The 18,052-nt window shown below is 71.1% G+C and carries 15 protein-coding genes; 3 read left to right on the top strand and 12 right to left on the bottom strand.

Annotated features, from left to right (window positions below; genetic code table 11):
* Positions 1 to 61: 61 nt before the first annotated feature.
* The gene (locus CIK71_RS14985; protein ID WP_096166487.1) at positions 62 to 1,003 is read right to left on the bottom strand and encodes an NAD(P)-dependent oxidoreductase; all 942 of its coding nucleotides are present in this window, start codon (positions 1,001 to 1,003) and stop codon (positions 62 to 64) included.
* Between the two features lie 228 nt (positions 1,004 to 1,231).
* Between CIK71_RS14985 and CIK71_RS14980 the strand changes: the two genes are divergently transcribed.
* Entirely contained in the window at positions 1,232 to 3,028 is a 1,797-nt protein-coding gene (locus tag CIK71_RS14980) for an alpha/beta hydrolase (RefSeq protein WP_096166486.1), read from the top strand.
* A gap of 56 nt (positions 3,029 to 3,084) precedes the next feature.
* Here CIK71_RS14980 and CIK71_RS14975 read toward each other — a convergent pair whose 3' ends face one another.
* Positions 3,085 to 3,936, bottom strand: a complete 852-nt coding sequence (locus CIK71_RS14975) for a sulfurtransferase (RefSeq protein WP_096166485.1) — start codon at positions 3,934 to 3,936, stop codon at positions 3,085 to 3,087.
* Complete coding sequence (locus tag CIK71_RS14970) at positions 3,937 to 5,163, bottom strand: endonuclease/exonuclease/phosphatase family protein (RefSeq protein ID WP_096166484.1); 1,227 nt, start codon at positions 5,161 to 5,163, stop codon at positions 3,937 to 3,939.
* Between the two features lie 224 nt (positions 5,164 to 5,387).
* On the opposite strand from CIK71_RS14970, the gene CIK71_RS14965 reads away from it, so the two are divergent.
* Positions 5,388 to 6,260, top strand: a complete 873-nt coding sequence (locus CIK71_RS14965) for an NAD(P)-dependent oxidoreductase (RefSeq protein WP_096166483.1) — start codon at positions 5,388 to 5,390, stop codon at positions 6,258 to 6,260.
* A 34-nt stretch (positions 6,261 to 6,294) separates the two neighbouring features.
* On the opposite strand, the gene CIK71_RS14960 is transcribed toward CIK71_RS14965, so the two are convergent.
* From CIK71_RS14960 to CIK71_RS14940, 5 genes are read right to left on the bottom strand one after another with little or no spacing between them, the layout of a single operon-like run.
* A complete protein-coding gene (locus CIK71_RS14960; protein ID WP_096166482.1) occupies positions 6,295 to 6,810 on the bottom strand; it encodes an AAA family ATPase in 516 nt (171 codons plus the stop codon).
* The gene (locus CIK71_RS14955; protein ID WP_096166481.1) at positions 6,807 to 8,516 is read right to left on the bottom strand and encodes an FAD-binding dehydrogenase; all 1,710 of its coding nucleotides are present in this window, start codon (positions 8,514 to 8,516) and stop codon (positions 6,807 to 6,809) included. Before CIK71_RS14955 ends, CIK71_RS14960 begins: the two co-directional genes overlap by 4 nt.
* Positions 8,517 to 8,520: 4 nt before the next feature.
* Positions 8,521 to 8,841, bottom strand: coding sequence for a hypothetical protein (locus tag CIK71_RS14950; protein WP_096166480.1), 321 nt, complete (start codon positions 8,839 to 8,841; stop codon positions 8,521 to 8,523).
* Positions 8,842 to 8,886: 45 nt separating this feature from the next.
* Positions 8,887 to 10,329, bottom strand: coding sequence for a TFIIB-type zinc ribbon-containing protein (locus tag CIK71_RS14945; RefSeq protein WP_241964015.1), 1,443 nt, complete (start codon positions 10,327 to 10,329; stop codon positions 8,887 to 8,889).
* 6 nt (positions 10,330 to 10,335) lie between these two features.
* A complete protein-coding gene (locus CIK71_RS14940; protein WP_096166479.1) occupies positions 10,336 to 11,565 on the bottom strand; it encodes an SPFH domain-containing protein in 1,230 nt (409 codons plus the stop codon).
* Positions 11,566 to 11,660: 95 nt separating this feature from the next.
* Here CIK71_RS14940 and CIK71_RS14935 point away from each other — a divergent pair, with 95 nt between their 5' ends.
* Positions 11,661 to 12,680 (top strand): arsenic resistance protein, encoded by a 1,020-nt coding sequence (locus CIK71_RS14935; RefSeq protein ID WP_096166478.1) that lies wholly within the window; start codon positions 11,661 to 11,663, stop codon positions 12,678 to 12,680.
* A gap of 36 nt (positions 12,681 to 12,716) precedes the next feature.
* On the opposite strand, the gene CIK71_RS14930 is transcribed toward CIK71_RS14935, so the two are convergent.
* The 4 genes from CIK71_RS14930 to CIK71_RS14915 all read right to left on the bottom strand — a co-directional run bounded on the left by CIK71_RS14930 (position 12,717) and on the right by CIK71_RS14915 (position 18,050).
* Complete coding sequence (locus CIK71_RS14930; RefSeq protein ID WP_096166477.1) at positions 12,717 to 14,591, bottom strand: ABC transporter ATP-binding protein; 1,875 nt, start codon at positions 14,589 to 14,591, stop codon at positions 12,717 to 12,719.
* A 533-nt stretch (positions 14,592 to 15,124) separates the two neighbouring features.
* Positions 15,125 to 16,051 carry a Na+-dependent transporter gene (locus tag CIK71_RS14925; protein WP_096166476.1) on the bottom strand — a complete coding sequence of 309 codons (927 nt, stop codon included), beginning with the start codon at positions 16,049 to 16,051 and terminating at the stop codon, positions 15,125 to 15,127.
* A gap of 83 nt (positions 16,052 to 16,134) precedes the next feature.
* Positions 16,135 to 16,902 (bottom strand): response regulator transcription factor, encoded by a 768-nt coding sequence (locus CIK71_RS18080; protein ID WP_245857639.1) that lies wholly within the window; start codon positions 16,900 to 16,902, stop codon positions 16,135 to 16,137.
* Positions 16,899 to 18,050, bottom strand: a complete 1,152-nt coding sequence (locus CIK71_RS14915; RefSeq protein WP_245857635.1) for a sensor histidine kinase — start codon at positions 18,048 to 18,050, stop codon at positions 16,899 to 16,901. Before CIK71_RS14915 ends, CIK71_RS18080 begins: the two co-directional genes overlap by 4 nt.
* Positions 18,051 to 18,052 lie beyond the last annotated feature (2 nt).

The raw sequence follows: 18,052 nt of genomic DNA, 5'->3' as shown, positions 1-18,052 counted from the left end.
CATCCGCTCAGCACGAGGCCCGGTGGCTGCTGCCACCGGGCCTCGTCACGTTGCAGAGCGTTCAGCGCGCAGCGGCGTGCAGGACCTCGGTGCCCTCCATGAGCGCGCGGACGTTCGCGGCGATCCGCTCGTCGGGCCCGACCGGCCGGCCGCCGGCACCGTGCGGGGTGATCAGCAGGCGCGGAGCATCCCACAGCGGGCTGTCCGCCGGCAGCGGCTCCGGGTCGGTCACGTCGATCGCGGCGCTGCCCAGCGACCCCGCTTCGAGCACCTCGCGCAGCGCCACCTGGTCCACGGTCGCGCCGCGCCCCACATTGAGGAAGATCGCGTGATCGGGCAGGGCGGCGAACGCTTCGGCGCCGACGGCTCCGGCGGTCTGCTCCGACGCGGGCAGGATGTCGATGAGCACGTCGACCTCGGGCAGCGCAGCGAGGACATCACCCTCGGCGATGACCTCGAAGCCTCCTCGGGTGCCTGCGCTGCGCGCCGCACCGCGCACCTCGGCGCCGAGGGCCTTCAGCGTCGGGGCGAGGGTCTGGCCGATCTCCCCGAAGCCCCAGATCAGCACCTTGGCACCGATCAGAGTGGTGACGCGGTCCGCGGGGTGCAGGGGCTGCAGACCACCGAGCTCGGTGGACCACTCGTGGCGGGCCTGCGCCTCGCGTGCCTCCGGCAGGCGGCGCACCAGGCTCAGCAGCAGCGCCAGAGCATGCTCGCTGACGGTCAGGGAATGCAGACCCGCACCCGCGGCGATCACCACGTCCTGCCGGAAGCCGGCGGCGAGGATCCCGTCGATCCCGGCGGAGAGCGACTGCACCAGACGCAGCGACTCGAGGTTCTCGACCGCAGACGTCAGGTGCGTGCGGGAGGGGCCCCAGAGCACGAGCGCCTCGGCGTCGTGGTGCTCGGCGGGGATCTCGGCGCGCGCGTCGACGGTCACGGCCACCCATCCCTCGGGCAGGGCGGGGTTCAGCGGCATGGTGTCAGGCAGGAGGATCTTCATGCCCCCAGGTTACGGCGAGACGGGCTCTGCGTCGCACGGCGCTCACGAGGACGGCCCGCCGTGCGGATCTGATCCGACCTGTGCTGAGTAGAGCTGACCTGAGCAGAGCAGGGCTGAGCGGAGCGGACCTGAGCTGGACCGGGCCAGGCCGGGTCGGGCCGGGCCGGGCCGGACCGCATCCGATCAGCCAGAGCGTTCACGCGGGGGCCCGTCCGATACCCTTTCCGCATGCGTTCTGGCTCCGATTCGCCCGTGACCGGCCTCGTGAGAACTCTCGGCAGCACGGCGAAGGCCGTGCGCACCCTGACGAAGCGGACGGAGCATCGCGCCCGCCGCATCGCGATCTCCCGACCGCTGTCCACCGGTGGGTTCCTGGGGGCCTCGGTGACGAGCTGGATCGCGACCTCGCCGAGCATGCTGCCGCGCACCTGGTGGATGTGGACCCTCAACTTCGGCGCCTCCCAGACCTACGGCTACGCCGGCGGTGTGCTCGCCGAGAGGATCGTCCTGCGGATCATGGACGCGATCGGGCTGCGGATGGAGATCGAGGAGGATCACCGGGACCGTGCGCGCGGCATCGGTGCAGCCGCCCTGGTGGGCATCTCCACCTATTCGTGGGTGCGCGGCGTGCTGCGTCAGCGCGAGATCAGCCACCTGGTGCACGAGGAGCCGAAGAACGTCGCCACTCATGTGGTGGGCAGCCTCGGTGGCCTGGCGGCCTCCGTCGGCGTGCTGGCGACGGTGCGCGGCGTGCTCGCCACTGCTCAGCTGTATCGCGCTCTGCTGCGCCCCTATCTGCCGGCCGGGATGGTGCGCCTCGCCTCGCTGCTGCTGACCGCCGCCACGGTCACCGTGCTCGCCGAGCGGCTGCTGCGCGGCCGGGTGCTCGAGCACATGATCGAGAGCGGCGAGGCCGCCAACCGGCTGATCTCCCCCGATGTCCCCCGGCCCGCCTCCCCGCTGCGCTCGGGCAGCCCCTCCTCGCTGGAGAGCTGGGAATCCCTCGGTGCCCCGGGCCGCAAGATCGTCTCCGCAGGGCCGACCCAGGAGATGATCGCCCGCACCACCGGCGCGGAGGCGAAGGAGCCGATCCGGGTGTATGCCGGGAAGTCGACCTCCCGCACCCTCGAGGAGACCGTGCAGACGGTGCTCGCCGAGCTGGATCGCACCCGCGCGTGGGAGCGCGGGACGCTCGTCCTGTTCACCGGGACGGGGACCGGCTGGCTGCAGGAGTGGTCGCTCTCCGCGATCGAGTTCCTCACCGGCGGGGACTGCGCCACGGCGTCCCTGCAGTACTCCGTCTACACCAGCGGGCTGAGCTATGTGCTGGACCGTCGTTCCCCGCAGCGCGCCGGACACCAGCTGTTCCACGCGGTGCGGCGCCGACTGGACGCGATGCCCGAGGAGGAGCGGCCCGCGCTGTACGTGGCCGGGGAGTCGCTGGGCTCCTATGGCGGGAACTCTGCATTCCGGGACGTCCAGGATCTGCTCGCCTCGGTCGACGGGGCGGTGTGGACGGGCACTCCGAGCTTCACGCCGCTCTGGCGCGAGATCGCCTCCCGCAGCCGCCCCGGGGCACCGGCGATCGCCCCGATCATCGAACATGGTCGGCATATCCGGGTGGTCACGCGCCCGCAGGATCTGCACCGCAACTACTTCGGCGGTCTGTACCGGCGCTGGGAGCATCCGCGTGTGGTCTATGCCCAGCACCCGTCGGACCCCGTGGTGTGGTGGCGGCCTTCGCTGCTGTGGGAGGAGCCCGACTGGCTGCGAGAGCGGGTGGGCCACGATGTCACCCCGGCGATGCGCTGGTTCCCCTGGATCACGTTCTGGCAAATCGCGGCCGATATGCCGCTGTCGGTGAAGGTGACCGGCGGGCACGGCCATTCGTACCATGCGGAGATGGTGCCGATCTGGGCCGGTGTGCTCGGCCAGGACTCTCACGGCGAGGGGGAGGCTCTCGAGCAGCGACACCGCCACCGGGCGATCGTGCAGGCCATCCGGGAGATCACCCCGACCACCTGACACGTCAGGGCCTCAGACGCACCGAGTCAAGACGTCTGGCGTCAGGTCTCAGGGCTTCAGGGCGTCGGGCCGGTGGCGACCGGGCGCGAGGGGTCGCTGCTCCACTGCGACCAGGAGCCCGGGAACAGCCGCACCGAGGAATATCCGGCCTGCTGCAGGGCGAGCACGTCATGGGTCGCGGTGACGCCGGAGCCGCAGTAGACGATGACGTCCTGCTCCGGACGGATCCCGGCGTCCACGAAGCGCCGTCGCAGCTCAGCGGCGGGCAGGAAACGCCCGTCGGCCGCGAGGTTGCCGCTGAACGGCAGGTTCACGGCACCGGGGATATGCCCGGCGCGGGGGTCGATCGGCTCGGTGTCACCGCGATAGCGCTCCGGGGCGCGGGCGTCGATCACCAGGGCCTCACCGGAGGCGACCTCGTCGGCCGTGGCGATCTGGCTGTCCGGCCACGGACGCGACTGGACGTCCCCCGGAGCGGGCTGCACGTCGCCGCTGTCCAGCTCGCCGTCCCAGGAGGCCACTCCCCCGTCCAGCACCGCGGCGTCATGGCCCAGCGCACGCAGCATCCACACCAGGCGCCCGGCCGGGGAGGAGTTCGTGTCGTCGTAGACGATGACGTGCGATCCCTCGGTGACACCGACACGTCGCAGGGACGCGGCGAAGTCCTCGGGAGCGGGCAAAGGGTGGCGTCCCGCACCGGCCCGCGCGGGAGCGGCGAGCTCAGTATCGAGGTCCACGTAGACGGCTCCGGGCAGGTGCGCCGCGAGATAGGCGTCGCGGCCGGTGGAGCCGTCCAGGGCCCATCGCACGTCGAGCAGATGCACCGGTCGGCCGGCCCCGTCGGCCGCAGCGAGCAGCTCTCGCAGGAAGGCCGCAGCGAGGACGGGAGGGAGCGCGCCGGAGGTCATTCAGGCACGCACCTGCAGGTCCACCCGCACCAGGCGGTGATCGGAGGTGGGGAACGGCTCCTCGCCGGTCAGCTCGCTGCCGGGGGCGCCCTTCGCAGGCCAGTAGACGGCCGAGGAGACCACCTGGAGGGTCTTCGAGGGCAGCACGTAATCGACGCGCAGATTGCCGGGGCCGGGGGTGTCCGCGAAGTCGGCGGTGTCGTACTGGGCGTCCGTCTCGTGGTCGGCATTGGCGCCGGCCTGGTCCTTCGCGGCCTCGACAGCTCCCTCGCTGCGAGGCTTGGTGTCCCGCACCCGGGGGTGCGTGAGGAGCTGGTCGATCGCGCCCGGCCAGGAATCGCCGTCGGCCGGATCGGAGTTGTAGTCACCGAGGACGACGAACTGCTCCCTGGCGGCGAGGCCGCCGCGCGTGCCGGCGTCGTCCGTGATCCATCGGGACTGCGCTCCGGGGGTGAGATAGTCCGCCCAGAGCCGGATCTCGTCGTTGTTGCGACGCTGGTTGCGCTTCTCCGGGCCGTCGAAGCTGGGAGGGGTGGGGTGCGCGGCGAGCACGTGCACGGTGGTGGACCCGACCTGCACCGGGACGTCCCAGTGGGACTTCGAGCTCAGGCGGAGCTCCGCGGCGGCCTCCTCGCCGTAGAACTCGGTGGGGAGCAGGTTGGAGGGCATGTCCGTCCACAGCAGCTTCTGGAAAGTGCGCACCTGATCAGTGAGGATCGGGTGACGGGAGAGGACGACCATCCCGTACTGGCCAGGGAACTCGCCGAAGCCCCAGGCGTCCCCCGCACCGCCGACGGTGCCGTCGCCGTCGAGGTCCAGGCCGCTGTCCACGCCGGTGTTCACCGGGCCGCTGTAGGCGTAGGGATAGAACACCGGGGTGCGGCCGTGCTGCCCCACCTCGAGGTAGTTGCGGCGCAGCAGCTCGATGCCGGCGCCGTCCTCGTCGTGATCGAACTCGTTGAGCAGGAGGATGTCGGGGTTGTTGATCTGGATGACCTCGGCGACCGCGCGGATCTGCTCATCCTCGCCGGACTTCAGATCCTCCAGCAGCTTCCCCTCGGTCGCCCGGTTCAGCGACGCGTTGTAGGTGGCCACGCGCAGGTTCTCGAACCGTCCACCGCGCAGGGCGGCGGCGGGAGCAGGAGCAGCATGGGCTGCTGCGGGCAGGCCCAGACCAGCGGCTGCTGCGGCGGCGAACGCTCGGCGACGGCTGATGCGCGGTGACATGCCTTCCATTGTGCAGGATTCGCGGCGCGGATCACAACGAGGCGGTGGACGACCGTTCCTCCACAGGAGGCCGCAGCTCGGCCGCAGCTCTGCGGCCCCGCAGTCGCCCATGCCCTGCAGCCCAAGGCGCGGACCTCGCCGACGCCTCCCCGGCGCGGCCTGCCACGCCCACTCGCGCTCACCCCTCCCTCCTCACCCGACGGCATCGGTGCGAGACTGGGCGCATGAGAATCGCTTTCCTGGGAACCGGTCGCATGGGGACCGAACTCGCCCTTCACCTGCTCACCGACCATCAGCTGACGGTCTGGAACCGGACCGCCTCACGCACCGAGCGGCTCGCCGGCGCCGGGGCGAGCGTCGCCGCCACTGCGGCCGAGGCCGTCGAGGGCGCGGACCTCGTGATCACCTCGCTGTTCGGCCCCGACGCCGTGCGGGAGACCGTGCTCGAGCCGGGGTTGATCCCGGTCGGCACGCCGTGGGCGGACACCACCACCGTCTCCCCCGCCGACGCCGACGAGTTCGCCGCTGCGGTCCCCACCTACGTGGGCGTCCCGGTGGTCGGCACTCTCGGCCCGGCCCGCGCCGGCAGCCTCGGCGTGTTCGTCGGGAGTCCGGATGCTGCGCTGCGCGAACGAGTCCTCGACGTGGTCGCGCCCTGGGCGGATCCGGAGCGGCTGCGCGGGGTGGAATCGGCCCGCAAGGCCGCGACAGGCAAGCTCCTGGCCAACCTTGCGCTCGCGGTCAGCGCGCAGGGTCTGCGTGAGGCGCTCGCGCTCGGCGATGCAGCAGGCGCCTCCGCCGAGGAGACGCTCGATCTGCTGGGCTCGACGGGCCTGGCGTTCATCGCCGGGATGAAGGGCGCCTTCGTGCGCGGTGAACGCACCACCGAGGGCGGCGACTTCACGGCGAGCGCGATCGCCAAGGACGCACGGCTGATGATCGACACCGTCGACGCCGCCGACGGCACACGGCCCGGCGCGGACCTCCCCGCCCTGCGCAGCGCCCTCGCCTCGCTCGACGCGGAGATCGGCGCAGGCCATGGCGAGGACGACTTCTCGACGATCCTGCTTCCGGGAGCCGAGCCGACCGGCGAGTGAGTCCCGTCGGACAGCACCACGAGGTCCTGGGCGCTCAGATGCCCGCTGCGTCGAGCACCGCACGCGCGGTATGCGAGGGAGTGCCGGAGTTCGGCACCTCGGTGTCGGCCACCATCGCGGCATCGAGGATCGCGGTGAGCTCGTCGTACCGGTCCAGGTGCCAGGCGAGACCGTTCGGGTCGAGTTCATGACGGCGATGCAGCCGGGCGCGGACCACCTCGTGCGGGGCGGTCAGGCGCACGACCGTGAGCGGGCAGCCGAAGGCACTCTCATGGGCCAATCGTTCCTCGCGGGTCTCCAGGACTCCTGCTGCGACGAGCACCTGCGCTCCCACGTCGCGATAGTTGCGCGTCATCGACCGGAGGTTCGCGAGGGTGAGCTTCGTCTGGAAGCGGTCGTCGATCGGGGCCGGCCAGGCCTGACGCAGCCGATCGAGGTCCATCACGGCACCGGGGACCCCGCGGATCGCGAGCTCGTCCCCGATCGCGTCGGCCGCCGTCGTCTTGCCGACCCCGACCGCGCCCGTGATCAGCAGCGCCCTCGTGCTCATCGCAGGTCCTCGAGCACGCCGGCGGCGGCCTGTCGGCCGGAGAACAGGCATCCGCCGAGGAAGGTGCCCTCGAGCGCGTTGTGCCCGTGCACTCCGCCGCCGCCGAAGCCGCTGGCCTCGCCCGCCGCGTAGAGGCCGGGCAGCGCGCCGGGCTCCGGCCCCGTCGAGCGCTGCACCCGCCCGCCGAGGTCCGTCTCCAGGCCGCCGAGAGTCTTGCGCAGCAGCACGTGCAGACGCACCGCGATCAGCCCTCCCGCACCGGGATCCAGTAGACGGTGCGGGGCCGCCGTGCGGATGAGACGGTCCCCGAGGTAGCGCCGGGCGCCGCGCAGGGCGGTGATCTGCGCATCCTTCGTGAAGCGGTTGAGGATCTCGGCGTCGCGGGCACGGACCACGCGCTCCAGGTCACGGGCATCGATCAGGTCGGCCCCGGTGAGGCGGTTCATCGCGGCGGCGAGCTCCGGCACGCTGTCGGCCTGCAGGAAGTCCTCGCCATGGTCGAGGAATGCCTGCACCGGGGCGGGAGCTCCGGGCTTCACGCGGGAGAGCACCTGCCGGATGTCCTTTCCGGTCAGGTCCGGGTTCTGCTCGCTGCCGGAGAGCGCGAACTCCTTCTCGATGATCTTCGGGGTGAGCACGAACCAGGAGTGGTCGTGCCCCGTGGTGCGCAGATGGCGCAGCGTCGAGGTGGTGTCGAATCCGGGATACGCGGGCGCCGGCAAGCGTCGGCCGCGGGCGTCGACCCACAGGGACGACGGGCCCGGCAGGATGCGGATCCCGTGACCGCGCCAGACCGGGTCCCAGTTGCGGATGCCCTCGGTGTAGTGCCACATGCGGTCCCGATGGATCCAGCGGCCGCCCGCCGTCTCGGCGGCCAGCATCCCGGCCCCGTCGACGCTCGCGGGCACGCCGTGCACGAAATCCTCGGGCATGGCGCCCAGGTCCGCGGGCCACAGCTGCCGCACCAGCTCCTCGTTGCCGCCGATGCCGCCGGTCGCGACGACCACCGCGGCGGCGCGGTGCTCGAACTCCCCTGTCACCTCGCGGGAGGAACCGACCCCTCGGGCGGTGGTGTCGGCCTCCAGCACGCTGCCCCGCACGCCCACGACGCGACCGCTCTCGACGAGGAGCTCCTCGACGGCGTGCCGGGTCGCCAGGCGGATCCTGCCCGTCTCGCGGTGCGCCGCGAGCGCGCGGGCGAAGGGCTCGACGACGCCGGGCCCGGTGCCCCAGGTGATGTGGAACCTCGGCACGGAGTTCCCGTGGCCCTCGGCGCGGCCGTCGCCCCGTTCGGCCCAGCCGACGACGGGGAAGAACCGGTGGCCCATCCGGTGCAGCCAGTCGCGCTTCTCCCCTGCCGCGAACTGCAGATAGGCCTCGGCCCAGCGCCGCGGCCAGTGGTCCTCGGCGGAGTCGAAGGCGGCCGAGCCCATCCAGTCCTGACGCGCCAGGTCCAGGCTGTCGCGGACCCCCATCCGGCGCTGCTCGGGGGAGTCGATGAGGAACAGCCCGCCGAAGCTCCACCAGGCCTGCCCGCCGAGGTCCTGCTCGCCCTCGCGCTCGAGCAGCAGGACCCGTCGGCCGCCGTCGGCGATCCGGGTCGCGGCCACCAGTCCGGACAGCCCGGCACCGACGACGATCGCGTCGAAGCGCCCGTCCGTGGCCGTCGGGGCGTCTGCGCTCGAGGGACCATCTGCGCTGGTCATCGGGCTACTTCACGGAGATCCGGTGGACCCGCTCGAGCGGGTCGGTGGAGTTGTCGCCGCCCATGGTGCGGCTGCGCTGTCGGTTGTTGGAACCGACCTTCTGATCGCGCCGCTGGAGGTTGCCGACGGCGACCTCCGTCTCCTTCTCGAAATGGTGGCGCTTGTCGGTGTTGCGGTAGTAGCGGTAGATGCCGCCGTAGACCGCGGCGAACACCGCCGGTCCGGCGATGAAGGGGAAGGCGAGGCCGACGGCGCCGTCCCCGGAATCGGCCAGCAGCATCGGCGTGACCGGATCCGCGGCCAGCTCAGCGAGCAATGGAAGCATCGTCGGTGTCCCTTCCCTCATCGATCGGTGACATGGTCGTGGTCGTCATCCTGCGAAGAACCAGCCGAAGCCCACCACTGCGCCGATCACCGCGGCGATGGAGCCCGCGAAGCAGGAGACCGCGAAGATCTTCGGGTGCGAGACCGGCACGGAGCCCATCGTGTTGCCGTTGCGGCCGTTGACCGCGATGTAGTGCACCAGCCCGTCGCCGACGGCGGAGTCTGCATAGCTGTACAGCCACACCGGCACGTTCACCGACACCCACCGGGTGCCGCGCACGGCGACGCCCTCCTGCTCCCAGCGCACCCCGCGGTCGTACCGGCCGATGGTCGGAGTGGCCTTCGCCCGGGCGATCGACAGGAACTTCTCCTCGACCTCGTCGTCGACGTCACGCACGTTGAGATCGCGCCGTTCGGACGTGAAGTTCTTGAGGTAGTTGGAGTTGTAGGCGACGGCGTTCTCGGTGTCGTACGGCTGAACGGCATTGAGGATGTTGTTGGTCGCGTGCGAATTGTCCCGGGCGTCGAAGCGCTGCGCGGACTCCACCGTGAGGTCGTCCACCAGCAGGTCGAAGGCCCGCTGCACGGAGTAGACGTCCGCGTCGTAGTAGGTCTCGCTGCGCGTGTTCTTCCCCGAGCCGGTGCGCACCGTGTACTGACGGGTGGTGACCTCGCCGCGCCCGCCCAGCTGGGCATGCATGCTGCCGTCCACGACCAGGTAGGGGATGTACACCCCCATGACGTTCTCCGGGACGAACTCCGACTTGAACCGACCCTGTGCGAAGGCCTTGCGCTTGTCCGCGAACGCGGAGATCTGCGCGATCGCCTCCTCGCGGGTGAGCTGGAAGGGCAGCACCGCATCGGGCACCGCCCCGTTGGGGATCTGCGAGTTCACCGAGAGGGTCTGGCGGCACCAGTGGCATCGGGCCTGCAGCTCCTGGTTCACGTTGATGACGACCTCGGCGCCGCAGCCCTGGCACTTCAGGGTCATCATCGTGAGGTCCTCGCGGACGTCCGCGGTGCCGGAGGCGAGGGTGTGGCCGTGCAGGTCGGCGATCGAGGTGTTCAGCCCGAAGGCCTCCTCGGCGTTGACCTCGTTCCACTCGTGACGGCAGTAGGCGCACACCAGGGCCTTGGCCGTCAGCGAGTACGTGATGTCCGTGCCGCCGCACGTCGGGCACTTGTCCAGGCCGTCGTCGCGCCCCGAGCTGGTGTCGATGATGCGGTTCTGCGGACCCTGGGGCCGGGGCGGGGCCGGCTGCTGGGGTGGTGCGGGCTGCTGAGGTGGGGTCGGCTGCGGGGGCGAGCCCTGCTGCGGCGGCTGCCGCGGCTGCTGCGGCTGGGGCTGCTGCGGGGGCGGGCCCTGCTGCCCGCCCCGCGGTGGCCCCGCGGGCGCGCCCTGGACCGGCCCGCCGTCGGCCGAGGGCCGAGCGGACCGGTGGGGCTGGTCAGGGCGCACCCCTCGCGGGTCCTGGGGAGGAACGGTCATCTCAGATCAGAGGCCGAGCGCGGACTTCTTCGCCGCCTCGTAGTCCTCTTCCGTGATCAGGCCCTGCTCCAGCATCTGCTTGTACTGCGCGAGCTTCGCGACCGGATCGTCCTGCGCCGGGGCCGCCTGCTGCTGCGGCTGGCCCTGCTGCTGCGGCTGAGCCTGCTGGGGCTGCTGGGGCTGCTGGGGCTGCTGGCCGGCAGGGTTCGACGGCTGGGCGGTGTTCACCATGCCGCCGGCCGCTCCCATGCCCGCACCGAACATCGCCAGGCCCGCACCGCCACCGGTCTCCCCCGCGGACTCCACGCCGCGCGCCGCGGCCTGGTTCATGAAGGACTGCGAGCGGGCGCCGGAGAGGGCGTCGGCCTTCTGCACGTCGTTCAGCAGCTCGCGGGTGTTCTTGTCGTACTCGATCGAGACGATCGCGGTCTTCACGATCGCCAGACCGCGGTCGCTGGACCAGCGGTAGCTCTCCTCGACCGCAGCCGACAGCGACTGCGCGAAGCCCACCGAGTCACCCTGGATCCGAGAGATCCGGTTGCCCTTGTCCGGATCGTTCGTGTAGCGCGAGAAGGCCTGGGCGAGCGAGCCGACGACCTCGCGGAACAGCTGGCTGCCCGCCTCGTTGTCAGGATCGGAGAAGTCGAACACCGGAGCGTTCGCGGAGATGAAGGCCGCCGGCACGAAGTTGTGCACGAACAGCAGCGGATCGATGATCCGCATCGTGTAGGAGCCGCGGCACACCGCGCCGACCTGGGCGTTGAGGTAGGCGTCGTCCCAGTAGATCTCGGACTGGGTGCCGAAGCGGTTGTCCGGGATCTCCTTGAGGCTCACGTAGAAGGCGAGCTGCTGCGAGGAGGGACGCCCGCCGAACTTGAAGCGCTCCCAGGAGGTGCCGACCGTCGAGGCCAGGGCGTCGTCCCCGGCGAAGACGGAGCGGGCATCCGGCGAGGAGTCGGTGAACTCGTAGCCGCCGGCCTCGGTGATCAGACCCGTGGCGCGGCCGTCGACCACCGTGATCAGCCCATACCCCTGGGGCACGAGGATCTTGGAGCCGTTGGAGATGATGTTCTCGGATCCGCGAGTGTTCGAGCCGCGGCCGGCGTTGGTGCCCTGCGGCACCGCCGGGAACAGCGCGGCCGTCTGCGGAAGACCGTTCGGAACGGTCAGGAAGTCCTTCCACTGATCGGCGAGCATTCCGCCGACAGCGCCCTTGAATGCCTGGATGAATCCCATGTGAGCTCCTTCGTCGCCCCCGAGCGTGTGATCCGGGCCATGGTATCGCGCAGCGCCCGAACACTCCCTGGATCCGCGAACTACCGTCAGCTCGCATGGAGGCGGATCGCAGGGGGACGCAGCGCGGGGACCACGGGGACCGCGCGGCCGGGCGACCTGCGCGCCCCGGCCTCCCGGCCGGTCTCGAGCGGCATCAGGTGCAGATCTACCTCGCCGCGATCGCGTTCGGTCTCGGCGTCGGGATCCTGCTGCCGCACGGTGCGCCGCGGCTCGAGGTCGCGGTGGAGCCGACGATCGCCGCGCTGCTGCTGGTCACCTTCCATGGCATGCCCCTGCGCGGGATCGGCACGGCCCTCCAGGACCGCCGATTCCTGCTGACGCTGTTCGCCCTGAACTTCCTGGTGGTGCCGGTGATCGTCCTGGTGATCACGCGGCCGCTCGTGAGCTCCCCCGAGCTGCTGATCGGCGCACTGCTGGTGCTGCTCGCCCCGTGCATCGACTACGTCATCGTGTTCACGGCCCTCGCGGGCGGAGCGAAGGATCGCCTGCTCGCCGCCACTCCCCTGCTCATGCTCGCGCAGATGCTGGCGCTGCCGGTGCTGGTGCCGCTATTGAGCGGCGGCGCGGCGACAGGACTGATCGAGCCGTTCCCGTTCCTGCGCGCCCTCGTGCTGCTGGTGCTGCTGCCTCTGCTGGCGGCGACGCTGATCCAGCACCTCGCGCCGCGCTGGGACCTCTCGGTCGCGATGGTGCCGCTCATGGCGCTCGTGCTGATCAGCGTCGTCGGCTCCCAGACCCCACGGGTGCTCGGCGCGGGCACGTCATTGCTCGCCCTGGTGCCGGTCTATGTCGGCTTCGCCGCGCTCGCCACCGCCGCCGGGGTCCTCGCGGGCCGCCTTGCACGGCTCGGGGCCGCGCAGACTCGCGCCGTGACGTTCTCGGGCGCGACCCGCAATTCGCTCGTCGTGCTGCCCCTCGCTCTGGCGATGCCCTCGCCGCTGGTCTCGGCCGCCGTCGTCACCCAGACCCTCGTCGAGCTGCTCGCGATGGTGCTGCTGGTGCGTATCCTCCCGCGCCTGGTCAGGGACGGGACGCGACCACCAGCACCGCGCTGACCGGGAACGCGAGACGTCCGGCGCCGTCGGAGCTGCTCAACCGGTGATGTCGAACTTCGCGAGGCGGCGGCTGTCGCCGGAGCTCTGGAGGTCCAGCAGCTGGGCGTAGATGCCGCCGCTGTCGGCGAGCTCGGCGGGGCTGCCGATCTCGTCGATGTGCCCGTCGCGGAGGGTGACGATGCGGTCCACCTCGGCGATGGTCGAGAGCCGGTGGGCGATGATCAGGGAGGTGCGACCGTCCATCAGCTCGTCCAGTCCCTTCTGCACCTGGATCTCGGCCTTCGTGTCCAGGGCGGAGGTGGCCTCGTCGAGCACCAGCACCGGGGCGTCCTTGAGGATCGCCCGGGCCACGGCGATGCGCTGGCGCTGCCCGCCGGAGAGCTTCAGACCGCGCTCCCCGATCACCTGCTCGTAGCCGTCGGGGAAGCGGAGGATGAAGGCATCGGCGTTCGCGCGCCGAGCTGCCTCGATGACCTCCGCGTCGCTCGCCTCGGGCCGACCGTAGGCGATGTTCTCGCGGATGGTGCCGGAGAACAGCGACGCGTCCTGGAAGACCACGCCGATGCGCGAGCGCAGCTGGTCCAGTGGCAGGTCGGAGCTCGGATGACCCACCACCTCGACGCTCCCGGTGCGTGGCTCGTACAGCCCCAGCAGCAGGTTCACGATGGTCGACTTCCCGCCGCCGGACTCCCCGACCAGGGCGATCTTCTCCCCGCGGTCGACCTGGAAGTCGATCGCGTGCAGCACGTCCTCGCCGTCCTCATAGGCGAAATCCACACTGCGGAAGGCGACCACCGGAGCGCCCGGGATCGGGTCGACGTGGGCCGTGGGCACGGCCGACGCGGGGACCTCGTCGGCCGCATCCGTCCCGGCCGCATGCCCGGCATCGGCGGCGTCGGACGGACGCGCGGCCATGACCGCGGCGGTGCGCGGATCGACCGGAGTCTCCATCACCCGGAAGTAGTCCTTGGACCCGGCGATCGCGCGCTGCGCGGAGTCGATCACGAAGCTCATCGACTCCACCGGGGCCTTGGCCATGGTCATCAGCTGGACCAGCAGCACCATCTCACCGAGGGAGAAGGCGCCCTGGACGGTGCGGACGAAAATGATCGCGTAGATCGCGAAGAAGATGATGTTGAGGAACGCCCGACGGATCACGTCCATGCGGTGCCAGTGCGAGGACTGCTCCCTCGTGGTGGCGTCGGTGGAGCGGAAGCGGCGGGAGAAGTCCTCGAGCTCGCCGCGCTCGCGGACGAACGACTTCACGACCCGGATCTGCCCGACGACCTCCGCGAACCGTCCCGACGCGATATCGACCTGCTCGTTCTTCTCTCCCTCGAGCCGCTGCCACTTCACCGACGTCAGCGAGGTCAGCCACACGTAGACGGGGAACACGATGAGCAGCAGCAGTGTGAGCGGCCAGGCGTACCAGGCGCTGATCGCGAGCACCGCGGCGGTGGTGATCAGCATCGAGGCGAACGAGTTCGACATCATCTTCACGAAGTTCGTGATCTCGGTGATCGACCTGTTCAGTCTCGCCACGATGGTGCCGGTGACCTCGCCGTCGAACCAGCGCTGCGGCAAGTGGAGCAGCTTGTCGTAGTAGCGCACCGAGAGGATCGTGCGCATCCGGTTGCTCATCACGTCGCCGAACCAGCCGCCGACGTTGGAGACCACCGTGCTGAACAGCTCCGCGATCAGCACTCCGGCGGCGATCAGCACCACGGCGCGCACCGCAGTCCCGGCGGCGGTGCGGCCTTCGACGGCGCCGGCGACGGTGTCGGTGGCGTTGCCGATCAGGAAGGGAACGGCCAGGCCGGCCGCGGCGGTGAGCACCGAGCAGACGATGACCGCGGTGTACAGCGGGGCCAGGGAACGGGTGAAGCGGACGATGCGCAGCAGGGACGACACCGGGCAAGCGTAGGCGGGATCCCCGACGCACGGGATGACGCAGGACACCTGTCCGCCCACTGCTGAACCCCGCCCGCGGGGCCTCGCGCGCCGAGCTCCGCGAGCGAAGCCCGTCCGCTGACCGGCGCCCGCGGGGGCCCGCCACCGCCCGTTGCCCGTCGCCCGTCGCCCGTCGCCCGTCGTGCGTCGCCCGTCGTCAACGGCCCACGGCCACGGCCACGGCCACGGCCCACCGCCCATCTCCCATCTCCCATCTCCCATCTCCCATCTCCCACGGTCCCCGCCCGAACGGTTCAGAAGACCCAGGTGCCGACTCGCTCACGACGCACCAGAAGCAGTCTGCCCCGTCGTACTAGGCGGAATGACTCGGCCTCAACGCCTGTTCCGACGGGGTACCAACCAGTAACCGAGGTGGGGACGGGTGGGCAAGCGGACGGGGAGGGTGGACGGGCAGACGGCCGGACGGGGAGGCGAACGGACGGGCGGGCCCACGGGTAGACGGGCGGCGGTCGCTCGCGTCCGCTCGCTGTCGCTCAGTCCGTCTTCGGGCCGACCACGCCGAGCAGCACGCCGACCGAGGTCTTCTCCCCCGCCCGGCGGCGCCGGATCAGCCCGGAGGCCAGGGTGTAGGGCACGAGCATCACGAAGCCGACGGCGCTCAGCAGCAGGATCGCCACCACGATCGAGCTGTCGCCGTTTCCTGTGCGTGCCACCAGCAGAGCGGCGGCGATGTTGCGCTGACTGGTGAGGATCGCGGGCCCGTCGGAGAGGGTGAGGGTGTCCCCGGCGAGGTCGCCGGAGAGTCGGCCGGCCACGAAGGCGAGGACCACCAATCCGACGGCCACCAGGAGCACCGGGGACAGCAGCAGCTGCAGCACGAGCCCGGTGTTCGCGCCCAGGCCCGAGAGGAACAGCAGGACGGCGGAGACCGCCGCGACGCCGCCGGCGATGCGGGCGATCAGGTCGGCGCGGCGCGGCCACACCGCGGCGATGACGATCCCCGCGATCATCGGCGAGAGCATCGTGCCCAGCAGCAGTCGGGCCACCGCCCACCCGTCGACCGCGACGTGCTGCAGCAGCGACGGGACGACCAGCGGCATGAACACGATCGAGCCGAGCAGGAGCACCGCCATCGGACCGGCGATCTCGCTGTAGGGGACGCGGGCCATCGCGCCCAGCTGCAGCACGAAGGGCGCGCCCGCCGCGCACAGGGCGATGATGAATCCTGACCCGGTCTGGTGCGGGAGGATGCCCTCGAGGAGCCAGATGAGCAGCGTGCCCACCGCAGGGACCACCACGAAGTTCGCGCCGAGCACCGCGAGCACGGTGCGGCGGTCGCGCAGCTGCTGACGGAAGGCTCGCAGCGGGGTGCGCAGCCCCATCGAGAGCATCGACGCGATCGCGAAGGCGGGGACGCTGACGTGGATCAGGTCCGCCAACAGGGCTTCGATCGTCGACACCCCGAAAGGCTACTCGCCCGGGCGGTCAGGACTGGTGGACCGTCGAGCCGGCGGTCAGGAATGGTGGACTGTCGAGCCGGCGGTCAGATCCAGCCGTTGTCCGAGGCGGCACGCACGGCCTCGGCACGGTTGGCCACCCCGAGCTTCCCGATGGCGGAGGAGATGTGGTTGCGCACGGTCCCCTCGCTGAGGAAGAGCGTCGCCGCGATCTTCGCGGTGCTGCCTCCGGCGGCGGCGCCCTGCAGCGCCTCGGTCTCCTTCGTGGTCAGCGGACTGGCTCCGACGGACAGCGACTGCGCCGCGAGCTCGGGATCCACCACGAGCAGGCCCTGGTCGACGCGTCGGATCGCATCCACCAGGCGCTCGACAGGGGTGTCCTTGACCATGAATCCCTGCGCACCGGCCTCCATGGTGCGGCGCAGATAGCCGGCGCGGCCGAAGGTCGTGAGCACGATGATGCGAGGTTGCGCGCGGGACTCGGGGCCGGACGCGCGGGACTCGGGGCCGGACGCGCGGGATTCGGAGCCAGACGCGCGCACCTCGGGGCCGGTAGTGCCTTCCTGGCCCGCTCCCTGCGCCTGCGCCTGCGCCTCCTGCGCTGCCTGCAGCTCGTGCAGCTCCTGCGCGAGCGCGATCCCGTCGGACGGACCGGGCGTCCCGTCGGCCCGGGTCCCGGCAGGCATCTGCACGTCCAGCAGGAGCACGTCCGGGGAGTGCTCGGCGACGGTGGCGAGGGTGCTCGCTCCGTCGGCCGCTTCCCCGACCACCTCGAGGTCCGGTTCCAGGCGCAGCAGCGCCACCAGGCCCGATCGCAGGATCGACTGGTCGTCGGCGACCACGAGGCGGATCATTGCGGGTCCTCCATCGTCGCGGTGAGGCGGGTGCCCGCCTCACCGGTGGTCACCTCGAAAGCACCGCCCGCCACGGTGACGCGGGCTTCGAGACCGCGCAGCCCGGTGCGGGAGGAGCCATCGGGGATCCCCACGCCGTCGTCGGCGATGCTCACGGAACGCTCGTCGACGGTGATGGCGGCGCGGGTGGCATGGGAGTGGCGCACGATGTTGGTGACGCCCTCACGGATGACGAAACCGAACAGCTCGGCGCGGTCGTCGGGCAGCGGGGGCAGGGCGGTGGGCACCTCGGCCTGGATGCCGACGGTCCCGAGCACGCTGCGGGCCGACGCGATCTCGGTGGCTGCGCGGACCTTCTGCATGCCGCTCGCGGTGGCGCGGACGTCCGCGAGGGCCTGGCGCACCGTCGTCTCGATGTGCGCGAGCTGCTCGCGGGCGGCGTCGGGGTCGGAGTCCAGGAGGCGCCGGGCGAGCTGCGCGGAGATCGTCAGCGAGGTCAGCGAATGGCCCAGCAGATCGTGGAGGTCCCGGCCGATGCGCTCGCGCTCGGCGGCGACGGCGAGCACGGCGTTGCGCTCGTGGGCGGCCTCGAGCTGCTCCTGAAGGATCTGCTGGCGGATGCCGTAGCCGATACCCCAGGCCATCATCATGCCCATCACCGCGATCCCGGCGGCGAGGTAGACCTCGGTGGCCACCGCGGTCACGATCACCGCGAAGCTCATCACCATCATGGAGGGCACGGCCCATCTCCACGGCAGCAGCAGCACATGGGTCATCGCCTGGAACATCACCATGAACAGCACGTTCGGGCCGATCAACGGGATCAGCGAGAGCAAGATCAGGGTGCACAGCGCGAACCAGGCCAGCCGCACCCGCAAGGGGTACATCCCGATGCCGCAGCAGTAGACGAACGCCGCCCCGTACACCAGCAGCAGGAGCGTCACCACCACGGCCGACGGGCCCGGGGCCTCGATCCAGCCGTAGACGATCGGGATCACGACGAACAGGACGGGGGCGATCGAGTACGGCAGGCCGCCGGACTCGACCGCGGCACGGTGGATCGCGCGCGGCGTGAAGGGCCGGGCGGCGGCCTCCTCCGCGGTGCCCCGGCCGCGGGCCCCGAACATCGCGTCCGTTTCGATCCCCATGG

The sequence above is a fragment of the Brachybacterium alimentarium genome (assembly GCF_002332425.1).
GTDB classification, from domain to species: Bacteria; Actinomycetota; Actinomycetes; order Actinomycetales; family Dermabacteraceae; genus Brachybacterium; species Brachybacterium alimentarium.
This window is presented reverse-complemented; position numbering and strand designations above follow the sequence as displayed.